This is a genomic window from Pseudorhodoplanes sp. (genome assembly GCF_050250235.1).
Lineage (GTDB): Bacteria > Pseudomonadota > Alphaproteobacteria > Rhizobiales > Xanthobacteraceae > Pseudorhodoplanes.
On sequence record NZ_JBFWPA010000128.1, the window covers coordinates 1 to 16,498 of the forward strand.

The 16,498-nt window shown below is 61.3% G+C and carries 14 protein-coding genes; 12 read left to right on the forward strand and 2 right to left on the reverse strand.

Annotated features, from left to right (window positions below):
- From AB7F49_RS31715 to AB7F49_RS31725, 3 genes are all read left to right on the forward strand, one after another.
- On the forward strand, positions 1-1,459 hold a 1,459-nt coding region (locus AB7F49_RS31715), incomplete at its 5' end, for a WD40 repeat domain-containing protein (RefSeq protein WP_428529828.1).
- A 96-nt stretch (positions 1,460-1,555) separates the two neighbouring features.
- Entirely contained in the window at positions 1,556-1,963 is a 408-nt protein-coding gene (locus tag AB7F49_RS31720) for a CopG family transcriptional regulator (RefSeq protein WP_428529829.1), read from the forward strand.
- Between the two features lie 42 nt (positions 1,964-2,005).
- Positions 2,006-3,133 (forward strand): extracellular catalytic domain type 1 short-chain-length polyhydroxyalkanoate depolymerase, encoded by a 1,128-nt coding sequence (locus AB7F49_RS31725; protein ID WP_428529830.1) that lies wholly within the window; start codon positions 2,006-2,008, stop codon positions 3,131-3,133.
- 208 nt (positions 3,134-3,341) lie between these two features.
- Here AB7F49_RS31725 and AB7F49_RS31730 read toward each other — a convergent pair whose 3' ends face one another.
- Positions 3,342-4,277 carry a LysR substrate-binding domain-containing protein gene (locus tag AB7F49_RS31730; RefSeq protein ID WP_428529831.1) on the reverse strand — a complete coding sequence of 312 codons (936 nt, stop codon included), beginning with the start codon at positions 4,275-4,277 and terminating at the stop codon, positions 3,342-3,344.
- Between the two features lie 120 nt (positions 4,278-4,397).
- On the opposite strand from AB7F49_RS31730, the gene AB7F49_RS31735 reads away from it, so the two are divergent.
- From AB7F49_RS31735 to AB7F49_RS31770, 8 genes are all read left to right on the forward strand, one after another.
- Positions 4,398-5,438, forward strand: coding sequence for a class 1 fructose-bisphosphatase (locus tag AB7F49_RS31735; RefSeq protein WP_428529840.1), 1,041 nt, complete (start codon positions 4,398-4,400; stop codon positions 5,436-5,438).
- Positions 5,439-5,460: 22 nt separating this feature from the next.
- A complete protein-coding gene (locus AB7F49_RS31740; RefSeq protein ID WP_428529832.1) occupies positions 5,461-6,390 on the forward strand; it encodes a phosphoribulokinase in 930 nt (309 codons plus the stop codon).
- 38 nt (positions 6,391-6,428) lie between these two features.
- A complete protein-coding gene (gene tkt / locus AB7F49_RS31745; RefSeq protein ID WP_428529841.1) occupies positions 6,429-8,432 on the forward strand; it encodes a transketolase in 2,004 nt (667 codons plus the stop codon).
- Positions 8,432-9,511, forward strand: a complete 1,080-nt coding sequence (gene fba, locus AB7F49_RS31750; RefSeq protein WP_428529833.1) for a class II fructose-bisphosphate aldolase — start codon at positions 8,432-8,434, stop codon at positions 9,509-9,511. Before tkt ends, fba begins: the two co-directional genes overlap by 1 nt.
- A gap of 41 nt (positions 9,512-9,552) precedes the next feature.
- On the forward strand, positions 9,553-11,013 hold the full coding sequence (locus AB7F49_RS31755) for a form I ribulose bisphosphate carboxylase large subunit (protein WP_428529834.1): 1,461 nt from the start codon (positions 9,553-9,555) through the stop codon (positions 11,011-11,013).
- Positions 11,014-11,046: 33 nt separating this feature from the next.
- Positions 11,047-11,478 carry a ribulose bisphosphate carboxylase small subunit gene (locus tag AB7F49_RS31760; RefSeq protein WP_428529835.1) on the forward strand — a complete coding sequence of 144 codons (432 nt, stop codon included), beginning with the start codon at positions 11,047-11,049 and terminating at the stop codon, positions 11,476-11,478.
- Positions 11,479-11,608: 130 nt separating this feature from the next.
- Positions 11,609-12,547, forward strand: coding sequence for a CbbX protein (gene cbbX / locus AB7F49_RS31765; protein WP_428529836.1), 939 nt, complete (start codon positions 11,609-11,611; stop codon positions 12,545-12,547).
- On the forward strand, positions 12,525-13,331 hold the full coding sequence (locus AB7F49_RS31770; protein WP_428529837.1) for an HAD hydrolase-like protein: 807 nt from the start codon (positions 12,525-12,527) through the stop codon (positions 13,329-13,331). Before cbbX ends, AB7F49_RS31770 begins: the two co-directional genes overlap by 23 nt.
- 115 nt (positions 13,332-13,446) lie before the next feature.
- On the opposite strand, the gene AB7F49_RS31775 is transcribed toward AB7F49_RS31770, so the two are convergent.
- Positions 13,447-15,636: a TonB-dependent receptor gene (locus AB7F49_RS31775; RefSeq protein ID WP_428529838.1), complete on the reverse strand. Its 2,190-nt coding sequence runs from the start codon at positions 15,634-15,636 to the stop codon at positions 13,447-13,449.
- A gap of 105 nt (positions 15,637-15,741) precedes the next feature.
- Here AB7F49_RS31775 and nikR point away from each other — a divergent pair, with 105 nt between their 5' ends.
- Positions 15,742-16,206: a nickel-responsive transcriptional regulator NikR gene (gene nikR, locus AB7F49_RS31780; RefSeq protein ID WP_428529839.1), complete on the forward strand. Its 465-nt coding sequence runs from the start codon at positions 15,742-15,744 to the stop codon at positions 16,204-16,206.
- Positions 16,207-16,498 lie beyond the last annotated feature (292 nt).

Here is a 16,498-nt window from a genome sequence, read left to right on the forward strand (position 1 = left end):
AACCTGCTCAGGGCACTTTGACAGGTACGTTAATAAAGATGCGACTGCACGGATTTGGGACATCAAGACGGGTTCGCAAAAATTTATTCTCGAAGGGCATAAGACACGAGTCCTTCGCGCAACCTTCGATCATACCGGGTCTCTTATCGTTACCTCTTCGGACGCGACGCGAATTTGGGATGCCGCGAATGGCGCCCAATTGGCTACGACGTCTGATACTTTCGAAGGATTCAGCCCCGACGACACATCCCTGTTGTACCGCACGACCGATGGCGAGGTTCACATTCGCGACGCGAACGGAGCTTTGCAGCAGAGTTTCAAGTACTACAACTCAGAACGCATCAACGGGGCATCATTCGGTGTCGATAGCAGCACAGTAGTCACTTGGCATGACGACGGTTCGATACGAGCGCATTCGTTTGTGCCAAATCCAGGTCGGATCGTAGCGAGTAGATCATTTGAGCTCGGAAGAGACACAAAGTATTCAAAATACCTCGATATTGCGTTTAGCCCTGACGGCAAGCGGGTTGCGATGGCGGGCATTGGCGGAGTTGAGATATTCGATACCACTAACGGAAGCAAGCTAGACCAGTTTGAGCAGCCGACCAATAAGGTCGCTTTTGGGTCGAGCGACTCGGAACTGCTATCCGCCTCGGACGATGGTGCGGTTCGAGTCGAAAATGTCGTCAACAGAAATGCGACTTCCGAATTTCGCGTCGATGGAACTCCGCTAAGAGCGTTTTCTGCTGGTTCCAGGTTTCTCGTTGTAAGTGCGAAGGATTCGGTCGGAGAGATATGGGACGCGAGAAGCGGCGAGCTCATTTCTCGTCTCGTTGGGCACACCGGAGAAATTACGTCTGCCGCGATAAGCAGAAGTGCTGAGTTCTGCGCTACGGCGTCAAAGGATAATACGTTGAGGATATGGCGCTTGTCTGACGGAGCTCTTCTAAAGACGTTAGAGCGTGAAGTGAGTGGCGTAGAGTTTAGTCAACTTGGAAATCTCCTGGCAGCTGTAGGACCGTCGGATGTGCTGGTCTGGGATGTGAAGACTGGAAAGGAAAGGGTCACGTTGGACAGCCGAGCGGTCGCGGTCGCATTTAGTCGAGGCGATACGAGAATCGTGTTGGGGGACCGGATTGGGCGCGCAGAGATTTGGGATCTTGGTAGCGGAAAACTGGTTCACTCTTTTGAGCACCGCCTTCGGACGGTTCCGATGGTGCACGTGGCTTTTAATCCAGTGGCCGATTCTCTTTTACTCACGTGGACCGGCGGCTTCGAGCTTTGGAAATTTTATTCTAACGTCGAAGATTTAGTTCAAGCGTCAAAGACTGACGCTACTCGATGCCTAACGAGCAAACAGCGATCAGACGCATTTCTGAGTGAGGATGCGCCATCGTGGTGCAGCCGAATGCGCAAGTGGCCAACCGGAACAGCGTCCGACATCGATCCCATGCAATAGGCGCGCCCGCTAACCCTCTTGCAAAGGAACCCGGGCACACCCATCTGCCATCCACCTGGATGGTATTTGGAGGGCTGAAGGATGCCAAAAAAAAACGTGGTCCAGGTGCCGCGGAGCGGCGCCGATTCGGAAAAGATTACCATCAATCTTGGCTTCATCGATCTTGGTCAGATCGACCTGATGGTAAGTGAAGGTTTCTATTCGAACCGGACCGATTTTATTCGGACTGCCATCCGCACCCAGCTCAATCGGCACGCTGACGTCGTCAAGAAAAGCGTCGCCCGAAACACGCTCGATCTCGGCTTGCGGCACTACACGCGCGAAGACCTTGAAAGGGTCAAGGCCGCTGGCGAGCAGCTGCACATCAATGTCGTTGGCCTTCTTACCATCGCACCCGACGTGCCGGCGAAGTTGGCGCTGGCCACGATCGCATCACTCAGAGTCCTTGGAGCGCTGCATGCCAGTGCCGAGGTTAAAGCCGCACTGGCTGACCGCATGAAATAGCGCTGCCTTTTCCGTCTCAACGCATCCAACAGGATGTCCCCTATGAAACCTCTAGATCGCGCCGCCATGCTGGAGGCCGCACGCCTCACCCAAATGGGCCGGCTGACGGAAGCCACTGCTCTTTTGCAGCAGTCGCTCGGCGGCACAGCGCTCAACGCGACGGCGCCCTTCCAGCCGATCTTTGGTAGCGAGCTCAGCAACGCCAAATCTGACACCAGTGCTACGAGATCCTCATTGAGCAAGCTAGGCCTGCAGGCGCTTCACTGCAAAGCGAAGCTGCCGGGGCTGGAGGGCCGCATCATCCAGCCAGCGGATATCGCGCCCGCTGCGGGCAGTTATCTTGCCGGCACATTCTCGAATGAAGCAGGAGATCGATCGTTCAAGCTCTACGTCCCAAGCTATCGCGACACGGCTCGTCCGCTCATTGTTATGCTGCACGGGTGCAAGCAGTCAGCCGATGATTTTGCGGCAGGCACCCGCATGAACTTCGCTGCCGAGAAGCGTGGATGCTTCGTTGTTTATCCCGAGCAGCCGCAGGCAGCCAACGCGTCCAAATGCTGGAACTGGTTCCGGCCGGGAGATCAGATCCGCGACCGCGGCGAGCCGTCTCTAATTGCCGGTATTGTTCGGCGAGCCATGAAGGACCATGACATCGATCCGACCCGTGTTTACGTAGCTGGCCTGTCGGCGGGCGGGGCGGCCGCAGCCATCATGGGAGAGGCCTACCCTGAGCTCTTTGCAGCCGTCGGCGTGCATTCCGGCCTTGCCTGTGGCTCAGCTCACGACTTGCCGTCCGCGTTCAGTGCCATGCGCGGGCAAACAGCGGCAGCGGCGGTCAATCGCTCCGGTGCCACGATCATGCCTACCATCGTCTTTCATGGAGACCGCGACCCGACTGTTCATCCGAGCAACGGCACCAAGGTCGTTGCAAGAGCGAATGGTGGCGCCCGGCTCCACATCAAGACATCACTCAGCGCCACGCCGAACGGGGGGACATGTTCAAAATCCGTCTATCGGGACGCCGAAGGCCGGAGCGTTATAGAACTCTGGGAGGTGCACGGGGCCGGCCACGCTTGGTCGGGGGGAAGTCCGGCCGGATCATTTACTGATCAGGGAGGTCCTGATGCGACTGAAGAAATGCTAAGCTTCTTTTTACGTCACCGCCGATGACGTCAGAACTTGGCGAAGCCTGAAAAGTCCCACTACCGGATATCATCAGCATTCGTAGTCGTCCCGAGAGCATGTCCGCTTAGTGTTTGAGACTAGCCTTACTTGCACTCTGGCAAACGATCGCAAGTGACCCAAGGCGGACATCGGCATCCGGCAACCGAGCTCGTTGATTGCTTCGGCTTCGGCCGAGGAGCCGGTTACGGCCTTGTCACAGGCCGGGAATGCGCGGCAGGTGCCGCTGACCGTCTTTGAGTGCATATCGCCAAAATGCAGCCGCCGCCGGTCCCAGCTCCTTGTCCAGGCGATGAACGAGGTTCCACTCGCGGACGACGGGTAGATCCTTGACATTGATCAGCGCCAGCCGCCCGGTCTCAATTTCAAGTTCGATGGTGTGCGCCGAAATCAGGGCGAGGCCAAGGCCCGCCATAACCGCCTGCTTGATCGTCTCGTTGGAGCCGAACTCGATGATCGAAGACGGCTCAGCGCGTTTGACGCTCCTGAAAAATGTCTCGAATACAACCCGGCTGCCCGACCCGATCTCGCGAACCAAGAGCTTTTCCTTGGCGAGGGACGTCCGGTCCACGGCCCGCTGGCGGTTGGCCAGCCGATGGTCGGGGCGTGCAATCATGACGTACGGATGCGGTCCAAAGACCAGTTTGCTGACCACGATGTCATTCGGCGGGCGCCCCATGATCGCGATGTCTATGTCATAGCTTCTAAGCGCCTCGATCGTCTCCAGGCGATTGCCGACGACCAGCTTCATTTCGATGCTTGGATTGGCCTCGACGAAGGCATGGATGAGCCGCGGTGCGAAATATTTGGCCGTGCTGACCACACCGATTGTCACGATCCCGGCCTTGAGACCCTTCATCTCCTGAATGCGCTCGTGCGCGTCGTCGAGCAGCGCTTCCGTGCGGATCGCGGCCTCGAGGACAACCTGTCCCGCGTCCGTCAGCCGCAATCCAGCTTTGGTGCGGTGGAAGAGCCGAATGCCGAGCGCCTCCTCCATCAGCTTGAGCTGCTCCGTGACCGCGGGCGGGGTCAAACCTAGTGCATTGGCGGCCGAAACGATTTTGCCTGTCTTCGCAATTGCAATAACAGCTCTCAGTTGTCGCAATGAAACGTCGCGCATGGCACCAGGCATTCACTTTTTCCGAATGACACGCTAATTTTATTCGATTTTATTTATTTCTCGTCAAGCCCCATCCTCTTCCTGACAACGCGCCGCGATCAACGGCTCGGCGACAAGGGAGATGTCCAGATGTTGAGGGCGATCGATCTCGACGGCTACGTTTCGCGGCTGGTTGCCGACGGCGTGGTGCAAAGCGAGTGCTCTCCCATCCTGAGCGGCCTTGCGAACGCCGCGCGCTCGCTGGCCAAGGTCATTGCAAGCAGCGCCAAGAGCGGCGACCTCGGCGGCTACGTCAATGCCAGCAACGGCTCCGGCGACGCGCAAACGACGCTCGACGTACTTGCCAACGAGATCGTCATGGCGAGCATCTCCGAGACGCCGCTGGCCTGGCTCGCGTCGGAGGAGTGCGAGACGCCTGTCGCACTCACACCGGGTGCGCCGTTTTCGATTGCGATCGATCCCCTCGACGGCTCGTCGAACATCGAGACCAACGCTCCCGTCGGAACCATCTTCTCGATCATGCCGACCGCTCCCTGCGGCACAAGCGACGCGACCTTCCTCCAACCGGGCTCGCAACAGGTTGCGGCGGGGTTCTTCGTCTACGGACCCAAGTGCGTCCTCTTTCTGACGTTCGGCCGCGGGACCCTGACGTTTGCATTGGACCCCGAATTTGGTGCGTTCGTTCTCACGTCGGACTCGAGCACGATTTCCGAGATGGCACGCGAGTTCGCGATCAATTCATCGAATGCTCGACACTGGAGTCCAGCGGTGCACAGCTACGTGGACGACTGCATTTCCGGTGCCGAGGGGCCACGAGGGCGGGACTTCAACATGCGCTGGATCGCCTCGCTCGTTGCCGAAGCGCAGCGCATCCTCGTGCGTAGCGGTGTCTATCTCTACCCGCGCGACAAGCGCGAGGGCTACGAGAACGGGCGTCTACGGCTCGTCTACGAGGCCAACCCCATTGCGTTCGTGATCGAGGCAGCGGGAGGCGCGGCGACCGACGGCACGCACCGCATCCTCGATCTGAGGCCGGTGCACCTCCATGAGAAAACGCCTTTGGTTTTCGGATCGCGCCGCGAGGTCGAATTGATCGCCCGCTATGTGCGGGGCCTCGAAGGCGGACATCGACCTTATCAGTTGTTTTCCGACCGTGGGTTGCTCCGGATCTGAAGTTCAAGATCGGGAAAGAGAGATGTCTCGCATCCATCCCATTATTTCGGTTACCGGCTCCTCGGGAGCGGGGACGACATCCGTCAAGCGGACCTTCGAGCAGGTGTTCCGCCGCGAGAAGATCAATGCCGCATTCATTGAGGGTGATGCCTTCCACCGCTACGATCGCGCTGGCATGAAGGCTGCCATCGAGGACGCGGCCAAGGCGGGAGCGCCCCCTTTCAGCCACTTCGGGCCCGAGGCCAATCTCCTCGGTGAGCTCGAGAGTACGTTCCGCACCTACGGCGAGACGGGAAGCGGCAAGACACGCACCTACGTTCATGACGATTGCGAGGCGGAGCGGCACGGCGTGCCGGCGGGTCAATTCACCGGTTGGCGCGATCTGCCCGCGGGATCCGATCTCCTGCTTTACGAGGGGTTGCACGGCGCTGTCGTCAGCAGCGATGTCGATATCGCGCGCCACGTCGATCTCAAGATCGGCGTTGTCCCGGTCGCCAATCTCGAGTGGATCCAGAAGATCCATCGCGATCGTTCGACGCGCGGCTATTCGACGGAAGTCATCACGGACACCATTATCCGCCGCATGCCGGACTACGTGCGCCACATCTGCCCGCAGTTCTCGGAGACGGATATCAACTTCCAGCGCGTGCCGATCGTCGACACGTCGAACCCGTTTATAGCGCGCTGGATCCCGACCGCCGACGAGTCGATGGTTGTCATCCGCTTCAAGACGCCGCGCGGCATCGACTTTCCCTACCTCCTGTCGATGATCCAATCGAGCTTCATGAGCCGCGCCAACTCGATCGTCATTCCGGGCGGCAAGCTTGATCTCGCCATGCAGCTCATTCTCACACCGGTCATTCTCGACCTCGTCAGACGCAAGCATCGCGTTGTCTGGGACGGCAAGACGGCGTGGCCCCGCGAGCGCGAGCATGAGGAGGAGCCGGCGTGAATACCATGGCAATGACGGCTACCGTCGATATCGCGAACATGGCCAACGCAGTCCGATTTCTCGCCATGGACGCGGTGGAGGCTGCGAAGTCCGGTCATCCCGGCATGCCGATGGGCATGGCCGATGCCGCAGCAGTGCTGTTCGCGCGCCACCTGAATATCGATCCCCTGGATCCGCAATGGCCGGATCGTGATCGCTTCGTCCTGTCCGCCGGTCATGGATCGATGCTGCAGTACGCCCTCCACTACCTGCTGGGCTACGCCGATATGCCCCTCGAGGCCTTGCAGCGCTTTCGTCAGCTCGGATCGCCGACGGCCGGACACCCGGAGCACGGCCACTGCGCCGGCATCGAGACGACGACCGGTCCGTTGGGACAGGGGCTCGCGACCGCAGTGGGCATGGCGCTCGCCGAGCGCATGCTGAACGCCAGGTTTGGAGACGACTTAGTCAATCATCGAACCTACGTGATTGCTGGCGACGGCTGCCTCATGGAAGGCCTCTCGCAAGAGGCGATCGACCTTGCTGGTCACCTTGGGCTTGGCCGCCTGGTCGTGCTTTGGGACAACAACGGGATCTCCATCGACGGTTCGACGGGGTTGTCGACCTCCACATGCCAGCTCGATCGGTTTTCCGCCTCCGGGTGGGCGGTGACGGAGACCGACGGGCATGCGCCCGACGAGGTCGACGCCGCTCTCGAGGCCGCGAAGCAATCGTCGCGCCCCTCCCTCATCGCCTGCCGCACCATCATAGGGTTCGGCGCGCCGACGAAGGCGGGAACGGAAAGCGTGCATGGGGCGCCGCTCGGAGCCGCCGAGATCGAGTCTGCACGAAAGAAACTGGATTGGCCATATCCGCCGTTCGTCATTCCGGCTGACATCCTTGCAGCATGGCGGGGCACGACGGAACGTGCAGCAAAAGCGCGGCGTCTCTGGTCTCAACGTCTCGCAGCGTCGGACAGGAAGGGGGCATTTGAGCGGGCGTGCCGCGGGGAGCTTCCGGAGCATTTCGGCCCGCGCATGCGCGATCTCAAGGAGCATCTGATCGCGAGGGCACCCAGGATCGCAACCCGCAAGGCCAGCGAGACGGCGCTTCAAACCATCAATGCTGCGCTCGACAACACCGTGGGTGGATCAGCGGATCTCACCCACTCCAACCTCACGCTGACCAAGCCGCTTACGCCGGTCGCACCGGGAAGATTCGACGGCCGCTATCTGCACTACGGCATCCGCGAGCATGCCATGGCAGCCGCCATGAACGGCATTGCGCTCCATGGCGGCTTCATCCCCTACGGGGGGACATTTCTCGTCTTCTCCGACTATGCGCGGGGGGCCATCCGTCTCTCTGCGTTGATGCGCCAGCGTGTGATCTACGTCCTGACGCACGATTCGATCGGGCTCGGCGAGGATGGGCCGACTCATCAGCCGGTCGAGCACCTGGCAGCGCTTCGGGCCATCCCGAACCTCAACGTGTTTCGCCCCGCCGACGCTGTCGAGACCGCGGAGTGCTGGGAGTTGGCGCTTGGCTCGCCATCGTCGCCTTCGGTGTTGTGCCTTTCGCGGCAGAACCTGCCGACTGTGCGCTCGGAGGTGCTCGAGAACCGCAGTGCGCGCGGCGCCTACGTTCTCGAGGAGGCGGACGGGTCGCGGGATGTCACGCTGCTGGCCACAGGCTCGGAGGTCGAGATTGCGCTTGCGGCAGCAGGTGTCCTCTCCGCGTCGGGTATCCGCGCGGCCGTCGTGTCCATGCCGTGCTGGGAGCGGTTCGAAGCCGAGAGTGCGGACTATCGCGCCGCCGTCCTCGGCACGGCGCCCCGCATCGGCATCGAGGCGGCGGCGCGCTTCGGCTGGGATCGATGGATCGGCGACGGCGGCGCTTTCATCGGCATGCAGGGGTTCGGCGCTTCCGGTCCCGCCCCCGAGCTCTACCGCCATTTCCAGATCACGTCCGAGGCGGTCGTTGCCGTGGCCGTGCGCCTCCTCGAACCGCGTTCCAAGTCGCCGACGGAAACCTCGCCCCCCCGCAGCCTTTCAAGGATCGTCTGATGGCCCGCATCACCCTTCGTCAACTTCTCGATCACGCCGCTGAGCGCGGCTACGGCGTGCCGGCTTTCAACATCAACAACATGGAGCAAGGGCTCGCCATCCTGGAGGCGGCGCGTGCGACCGACAGCCCCGTCATCCTGCAGGTGAGCCGCGGGGCGCGCACCTACGCGAACGACATCATGCTGGCGAAGATCATGGAGGCGCTGGAGCTCATCTATCCGGAGATTCCGATTTGCATCCATCAGGATCACGGCAATAGCGTCAGCACCTGCCTGTCGGCAATTCAGCACGGGTTCACATCCGTGATGATGGACGGCTCGCTCGCCGAGGATGCGAAAACGCCGACGAGCTATGCCGACAACGTCGCCATAACACGCGAAGTCGCGCGGCTCGCCCATATGGTCGGTGCGTCCATTGAGGGCGAGCTCGGCTGCCTCGGATCGCTAGAGACGGGCGCGGGCGATGCCGAGGACGGGCACGGGTTCGAAGGTAGGCTCGACAGATCGATGCTCCTCACCGATCCGGACGAGGCCGAGCGCTTCGTCGAGGAGACGAATGTCGATGCGCTCGCGGTCGCGATCGGCACCAGTCACGGCGCCTACAAGTTCGCGCGCAGGCCCACGAGCGCCGTGCTGGCGATGGACGTGATCGAGAAGGTGCACGCGCGCCTGCCCCACACGCACATCGTCATGCACGGATCGTCGTCGGTCCCGGAGGAATGGCAGGAGGTCTTCAACGCCCATGGCGGGGACATGAAGGAGACCTACGGGGTTCCCGTCGACGAGATCGTGCGCGGCATCCGCCACGGCGTGCGCAAGATCAACATTGACACGGACCTGCGCCTGGCTGCGGTGGCTGAGTTCCGGCGGATCGCGGCAACGCAAAAATCGGAGTTCGATCCCAGAAAGTTCCTGAAACCCGCCATGGCGGCGATGACTGCGGTCTGCCGGCACCGCATGGAGGCGTTCGGTACCGCAGGCAATGCGTCGCGGATCAAGGTCATGGCCATTGCCGAAATGGCACGACGCTACGCAAGCGGCGACCTTGCTCCGTCACACGGCATCGCGTGTGCCGCCTGAGCATCCAAAACACAACGGCGCGCGGCGCAGGAGATAAGATCATGGACACCACGACAACCGAGCTCAAAGGCAAAGACCGCTACAAATCCGGTGTTCTTGAATACCGCAGGATGGGCTACTGGAACGCCGATTACGTTCCGAAAGATACCGATCTGCTCGCACTGTTCCGCATTACTCCGCAGGACGGCGTCGACCCCGTCGAGGCTGCGGCGGCTGTTGCCGGCGAGAGCTCGACTGCAACCTGGACCGTGTGCTGGACCGATCGGCTTACGGCGGCCGACAAGTACCGCGCGAAGGCTTACAAGGTCGAGCCGGTGCCGAATGCTCCGGGATCGTACTTCGCCTATATTGCGTACGACCTCGATCTCTTCGAACCCGGCTCAATCGCCAACCTCGCCGCATCCATTATCGGTAACGTGTTCGGATTCAAGCCGCTCAAGGCGCTCCGGCTCGAGGATATGCGGCTGCCTGTTGCCTATGTGAAAACATTCCAGGGTCCGGCAACGGGGATCATCGTCGAGCGCGAGCGGCTCGATAAATTCGGGCGTCCTCTGCTCGGCGCCACCGTCAAGCCTAAACTTGGCCTCTCGGGCCGCAACTATGGCCGCGTCGTCTACGAAGCGCTCAAAGGCGGTCTCGATTTCACCAAAGACGACGAGAACATCAACTCGCAGCCGTTCATGCATTGGCGCGAGCGATTTCTCTACTGCATGGAGGCGATCAACAGGGCGCAAGCGGCGACGGGCGAGGTCAAGGGTTCATATCTCAACGTGACCGCCGCCACCATGGAGGACATGTACGAGCGTGCCGACTTTGCCAAGTCTCTCGGCTCCGTCGTCGTGATGATCGATCTCGTCATTGGCTGGACGGCGATACAGTCGATGTCGAAATGGGCGCGTCGCAACGACATCATCCTGCACCTGCATCGCGCCGGCCACTCGACCTACACGCGGCAGAAATCCCATGGCGTCTCGTTCCGCGTCATCGCCAAATGGGCGCGCCTCGCCGGCGTCGACCACATTCACGCGGGTACTGTCGTCGGTAAGCTCGAGGGCGATCCGGCAACGACGCGCGGCTACTACGACGTCTGCCGCGAGAACTTCAATCCGCGCAGGCTCGAGACAGGGATCTTCTTCGATCAGCACTGGGGCAGCCTTGGAAAGGTGATGCCTGTGGCATCGGGCGGCATTCACGCTGGCCAGATGCACCAGCTTCTGGAGCTCTTTGGCGACGATGTCGTGCTTCAGTTCGGCGGCGGGACGATCGGCCATCCGGCGGGCATCCAAGCGGGAGCGACCGCCAACCGTGTGGCGCTCGAGGCCATGGTTCTCGCCCGCAACGAGGGGCGGGACTACGTGAAGGAGGGGCAGCGGATTCTGGCGGAAGCGGCGAAATGGTGCACGCCGCTGAAGCAGGCGCTCGATACCTGGAAGGACGTCAGTTTCACCTATGCCTCGACGGACACCCCCGACTTCGTACCAACCGTGACGGCCGCGGAATAGCCCAAGGATCGCCGAGAAAAGGATTGCCAGCACATGAGAGTGACACAAGGCACATTTTCGTTTCTGCCGGATCTCAGCGACAAGCAGATCGCGGCACAGATCCAATACTGCCTCGATAACGGATGGGCGGTGAACGTCGAGTTCACCGATGACCCCCATCCCCGCAACATCTACTGGGAGATGTGGGATCTTCCGATGTTCGATGTACGTGATGCCGCGGGCGTGATGCTTGAGCTCAACAAGTGTCGGGAGGTGCATGGCGGCACGCACTACATCCGCGTCACGGCGTTTGACAACAGCCATGGCTGCGAGTCGGTGAGGCTTTCCTTCATCGCTGGCCGGCCGAACTCCGAACCGGGCTACGCCCTGACCCGCATCGAGGGCCCCGGACGCTCTCTCGCTTACCAGACGCGCAGCTACGCGACGGACGCGCCCGAGGGGCGCCGATACGGGGAGCCAGGCTGACAAGAGGTTCTCGCGTGCAATCCGGCAAATCTAAGTGTCCGGATTGCTTCCTCCTCGCGACGTGAGAGGCGGGCTCGCCCGCCTCTCATAGCTTCGGGGTGCCATTCGATACGCCCAGGAAGGTGCTCATATGGCTCACGCCGCCGCCACATCGTCCCCCGCCATGCCGCAAGAGGCGGATGCGCTTGTCGACCTCAGGGCCGAGTTTGCCGATACGGGCCTTGCGGAGGTGCTGCAAACTCTCGACCGCGATCTTGTGGGACTGGCGCCGGTCAAGCTGCGCATCCGCGAGATCGCAACGCTGCTTTTGGTCGACCGGGTCCGCAAGCGGCTTGGCCTTGGAAGCGAAGCGCCGACGCTGCACATGAGCTTCACCGGCAATGCAGGGACCGGCAAGACGACGGTCGCCCTCAGAATGGCCGAGATTCTCCATCGCCTCGGTTATATCCGCAAAGGCCACATCGTCTCGGTGACACGCGACGATCTCGTGGGCCAGTACATCGGGCATACGGCACCGAAGACGAAAGAGATCCTGAAAAGGGCCATGGGCGGCGTCCTGTTCATAGACGAAGCCTACTATCTGCATCGTCCCGAGAACGAACGCGACTACGGCCAGGAGGCGATCGAGATCCTGCTCCAGGTGATGGAGAACCAGCGTGACGATCTGGTCGTCGTCCTTGCCGGGTACACGGACCGGATGGAGATGTTCTTTCGATCGAACCCCGGCTTCCGCTCGCGCGTGTCGCACCACGTCGATTTTCCGGATTACAGCAACGAGGAGTTGCTCGACATCGCCGAACGGATGATGGCGCGCCAGAACTACGTGCTCGACTCCGGCGCGCGTGCGGCATTTGCCGACTATATCGCGCTGCGCCGCAGCCAACCGCTCTTCGCCAATGCCCGTTCCGTGCGCAATGCGCTCGATCGGGCTCGGCTCCGCCACGCAGCCCGCATCTTTGGGGTGTCGACCGGCGCCCTGCCCGCGGCTGAGCTCTCGACGATCCGCGCGCCCGACATTCTGGCGAGCCGGGTCTTTCACATGCGTGATGCGCAGTCGGACGTCTCATGAGGTTGATGGACACGGGCGATGGTCCGCTATCAGAACGGATTTGAAAGGGGAAGAAAGAATGCTTTTGGCCGTGCCACCAACGGTCGTGTTTGACCTCGATGGAACGCTTGTCGACACCGTTCCGGACATCGCTGCCGCGCTCGACTCGGCGCTGCAACGCTACCCTTCCTGCGTTACGAGCCCGCGAGACGCGGCAGCGATGATGGGTGACGGCCTTGGGACGCTCTTCTGGCGTGCGCTTGTCGCCAAGCGACTGCGCATTCCCGCAGAGGAGGCGACCGAGGCGCTACAGCATTTCCTAGCGGCATACGCGCGAGCGCCTGCCACGCTCTCGCGGCTTTATCCGGGCATCCGGCCGTTGCTCGAGGAGATCCGGGGGTACGGAATCCGCACAGCGGTGTGCACGAACAAGGTCGAGTCAATTGCGCTGCGCATTCTGGATCAGCTCGAAATTCTTGTCCTTTTCGACGCCGTAGTGGGCTACCGCGATGATCGGCCGAAGAAACCCGATCCCATTCCGCTCCTCGACGCGATCGAACAGGCCGGCGGTAGCCGCGAAAGGGCGTTGATGGTCGGCGATTCAGCACCTGACAGCGGGGCGGCGGCCGCGGCTCGAGTCCCGGTCATCCTTGTCTCTTACGGCTATTGCCCTATCCCCGTTCATACATTGCCGGCCGACCGCCATGTCGACGATACCTTGGCGCTTCGCGGCGAGGTGCTGCACTTCATCGGCGCCAACACGAATGGGCTTCCGTCTGCAGCGTTCCACAGGGTGCGCCCTTGAATGGGCGACATCCCGCGCGCACATGCCCATTGGTAGTGTTCGTCTTCAGGATTTCGGGATAGTTGAGCACTTTATCTAACGGAGAGTGGCCGATCTTGCTGGAGCACAGCGGCGCCTACCACTGTTTCGTTACTGCAAGCCGGAAGGATCTAGGCTCGAGCGGGTGGAAGTGGATGTCCTCCGTGGCCGGCGCACCGGACGGGAAGCTCGACTCGTAGAAATAGTCGATCTGGCTCGCGGTCTCGTCGAAGAGGTTGTAGGCATCCATCTGAACGATCAAACCGTTGCCGAATTTGTACCCGAGCCGGGCCGACACCGGCGTGCTCGACTTCGAGCGGGCGCTGTTGTCCTCGATCAACGGACGGGGACCGAAGTAGCGCACGTTGACGCCACCGAAGAGACCGCCCCAGACGTTATCGAACGACAACCCAGCCGTCACGACACCTTCGACGGCGCCCGGAATCCGTCGCCCATCGGGGGCACTGTCCTTGAAGCGAGCCTGCGTGTAGGCGGCATCGAGATCGAGAAAGAGCCACGGCAGGAGCTCAGCCTGCAGGGTAAACTCTGCACCAATGCGCCGACTCGGCCGGCTCGCCTCCGTCGTCCCCGCATCGCCAACGAAGAGGATCTCTGAATCGAAATCGAGAAGGAAGGCGGAAAACGTGCTCGTGATGGCGCGCGTCGGCTGCGTCCTGATGCCAATCTCGGCGCCCTCGGAGCGCACGAGCAACGGTGCCGGCTCTACCGCCAAGAGGCTTACGGGATCGATCGTCGTCACGACCCCGCGCGCGTCGTTGCTGTGAAATCCGGTTCCGGCGTTCAAGTACAGCTCCGTGCCGCCCCACGGGCCGAGCACCAGCCCCGCCTTGGGACTTAGGATCGCGTCGGTCTCGTCGCCGGAGTTCGCATCGTTGTCGCTCGATACGTCGATGTGAAAGACATCGCCCCTGAGACCAACGGTTGTGCGCAGCCAATCTGTCCAGTGCAGGGTGTTCTCGACGAACACGCCGGCACTCGCCTCCCGCACCGAATCCTCGCGCACGGTCGACAGCCGCCTGCGTTCCCTGGTGTTGTACAAGCCGACGTCGATATCGTCGTAGCGGGTGTCGCCGCCGATGGTGGTCGCGGTCTTCATCGTACCGCCGAAACTTGCGTAGTACGTCTTGCTGGCGCTGCCGCCCGCCATGAAGCGGTCATCGGCCTGCTGGAACTGGTCGCCGTTGACGGGATCATTGAGAAAGTAGGTGAAGTTGTTGAACAGCGCGAGGTCGCTTTTCACGAGATAGGCGTTGACGCGCGTGGCGGAGTCCGCGTCCGTCGCATGCCAGCGACCGGACAGGCTGTAACGGTGCGACTTCCCGCCGTCGGTCGGATCGATGGCGCCGAAGCGATCGAGCAGGCCCGCTTCCACCGCATAGAGGGGGATCTGGTCCGTCGAATTCCAGTGACCGTCGTAGGCCATCGCCGTCAGTGCGAAACCATTGTTGTAGGACCCGTTTGCGTACCGCGCGATGCCGTTGAGCCGGTGCACGTCGTCCGGGTTCTCCCAGGGGCCGTCGAAACGGGCGATCTCGCCAACCACCATCAACGTGCCGTCCACCCCAACCGGGGCCGAAGCCGCCGCCACAGCTCGCCGATGCCCGAATTCGCCGATCTCGACCTTGGCAAAATTGGGGGCAGGCATATCGATCACGTCGAGGTGGATGGCGCCGGCCGAGGCAAAGTCGCCCTCGGAGGCGAAGTAGGGGCCTTTGCGGAACGCGAGCCCGCGAACGATCTCGGGAATGATGAAATTGGTGTCCGCATAGCCCTGGCCATGGCCATGAGTGCGCATGTTGACGGGCATGCCGTCGATCGAGATCGCAAGGTCCGTTCCGTGGTCGAGATTGAAGCCGCGCAGGAAGTACTGGTTGGCTTTTCCCTCGCCGCTGTGCTGCGTGACGATCAGGCCCGGCACCGATTCCAGCAACTCTCCGGTTCGGTAGACCGGCCGCCTCGCAAGCTCCGTCTCCGTGACCACGCCTTGGCTCGCGGACTGCGCGATGCCGACGTCGGCTGAGCGTGAATCGAGCTCGTCGGCCGGCGCGAAATCAAGCGCACCGGGCTCGCCATCGCTCGAAGCTGACCACGTCTGCGGTGCCGGCTGCGCTGTGGCTTTTTTGGCTTTCTTTGCTGCCTTGGGCTGGGTGGTCGTGACCGTGACGGTCGGGAGTTCCTGCACCCCCTGCGCACTGACCAGAGCACCGAGCAGCGCACCGTGCATGATGATTGCGACCACAGATGTCGCGAACAAATGAAAACGCATACCACACCTCCCGAATGCACCTTTCCATTCAAGGACGGCGTGCTACGATATGAAGTCTATTTCTGATCCTCATACTGTGAGTCAAAATCGGAGAGCGAGGCGAAAGTGCAACGGATCACAATCACAATTGACAACCAACTTTACAACGAAATCGAAAAGCTCGCTAAAGCGCGCGGCTATCAAAACCGATCGGAAATTATCCGGGATCTCGTCAGGGCTGGAATTTCGGAAACCGACGATGCCTCATCCACGGGGGACTGCATCGCCAGCGTGGTCTATGTCTACGATCAGGAAACGCGCGATCTGCCTCAGCGGCTGGCCCACGCCTTCCAGCGCGCCCACGATCTCTCAGTCGCCACCATGCGCATTTCTCTCGACCACCACAGCTGCATGGAGGTCGCCGTCCTCAGGGGAAATATAAAAGCAGTTCAACAGCTTGCCAATGAGATCATAGCCGAGCGGGGCGCCCGGCACGGTCGCATCACGATGATCCCCGCGACGATCGAGACCACGCGCCACAAACACGGCGACCGGCACGCGCATACGCACGAGCACATCCGTGTCCGCTGATCGCGCGACATCGCTTGATCGCTTGACGTAGAAATACGTATTACACAAATCGCCCTTTCCTTTTTCCCGGTTCTATCGACCTGGGACGCACCTTTTCCCCGTCCATGCACAGAATGTCGCGCGACAAATACGAGATTGTCGCGGCGGTTTGCAAATGTCTTCATGAAGGCTGCGCGCTCGGCCTTGTACGGCTCATTCGAATTGCAATGCGAATGGCGCGCCGCAGGGAAAATCCGCCGCATCAATGTGGCGCCGCAAAAAAATCGAAGGGGATGAAACGCGATGAAGGTTT

Bases quoted from the DNA above. Each gene is read 5' to 3' on its own strand.
- cbbX (WP_428529836.1), top strand. From the start codon at position 11,609: ATGGCTCACGCCGCCGCCACATCGTCCCCCGCCATGCCGCAAGAGGCG.
- fba (WP_428529833.1), top strand. From the start codon at position 8,432: ATGGCCCGCATCACCCTTCGTCAACTTCTCGATCACGCCGCTGAGCGC.
- AB7F49_RS31770 (WP_428529837.1), top strand. From the start codon at position 12,525: ATGCGCAGTCGGACGTCTCATGAGGTTGATGGACACGGGCGATGGTCC.
- AB7F49_RS31725 (WP_428529830.1), top strand. From the start codon at position 2,006: ATGAAACCTCTAGATCGCGCCGCCATGCTGGAGGCCGCACGCCTCACC.
- tkt (WP_428529841.1), top strand. From the start codon at position 6,429: ATGGCCAACGCAGTCCGATTTCTCGCCATGGACGCGGTGGAGGCTGCG.
- AB7F49_RS31755 (WP_428529834.1), top strand. From the start codon at position 9,553: ATGGACACCACGACAACCGAGCTCAAAGGCAAAGACCGCTACAAATCC.
- AB7F49_RS31730 (WP_428529831.1), bottom strand. From the start codon at position 4,277: ATGCCTGGTGCCATGCGCGACGTTTCATTGCGACAACTGAGAGCTGTT.
- AB7F49_RS31760 (WP_428529835.1), top strand. From the start codon at position 11,047: ATGAGAGTGACACAAGGCACATTTTCGTTTCTGCCGGATCTCAGCGAC.
- AB7F49_RS31740 (WP_428529832.1), top strand. From the start codon at position 5,461: ATGTCTCGCATCCATCCCATTATTTCGGTTACCGGCTCCTCGGGAGCG.
- AB7F49_RS31775 (WP_428529838.1), bottom strand. From the start codon at position 15,636: ATGCGTTTTCATTTGTTCGCGACATCTGTGGTCGCAATCATCATGCAC.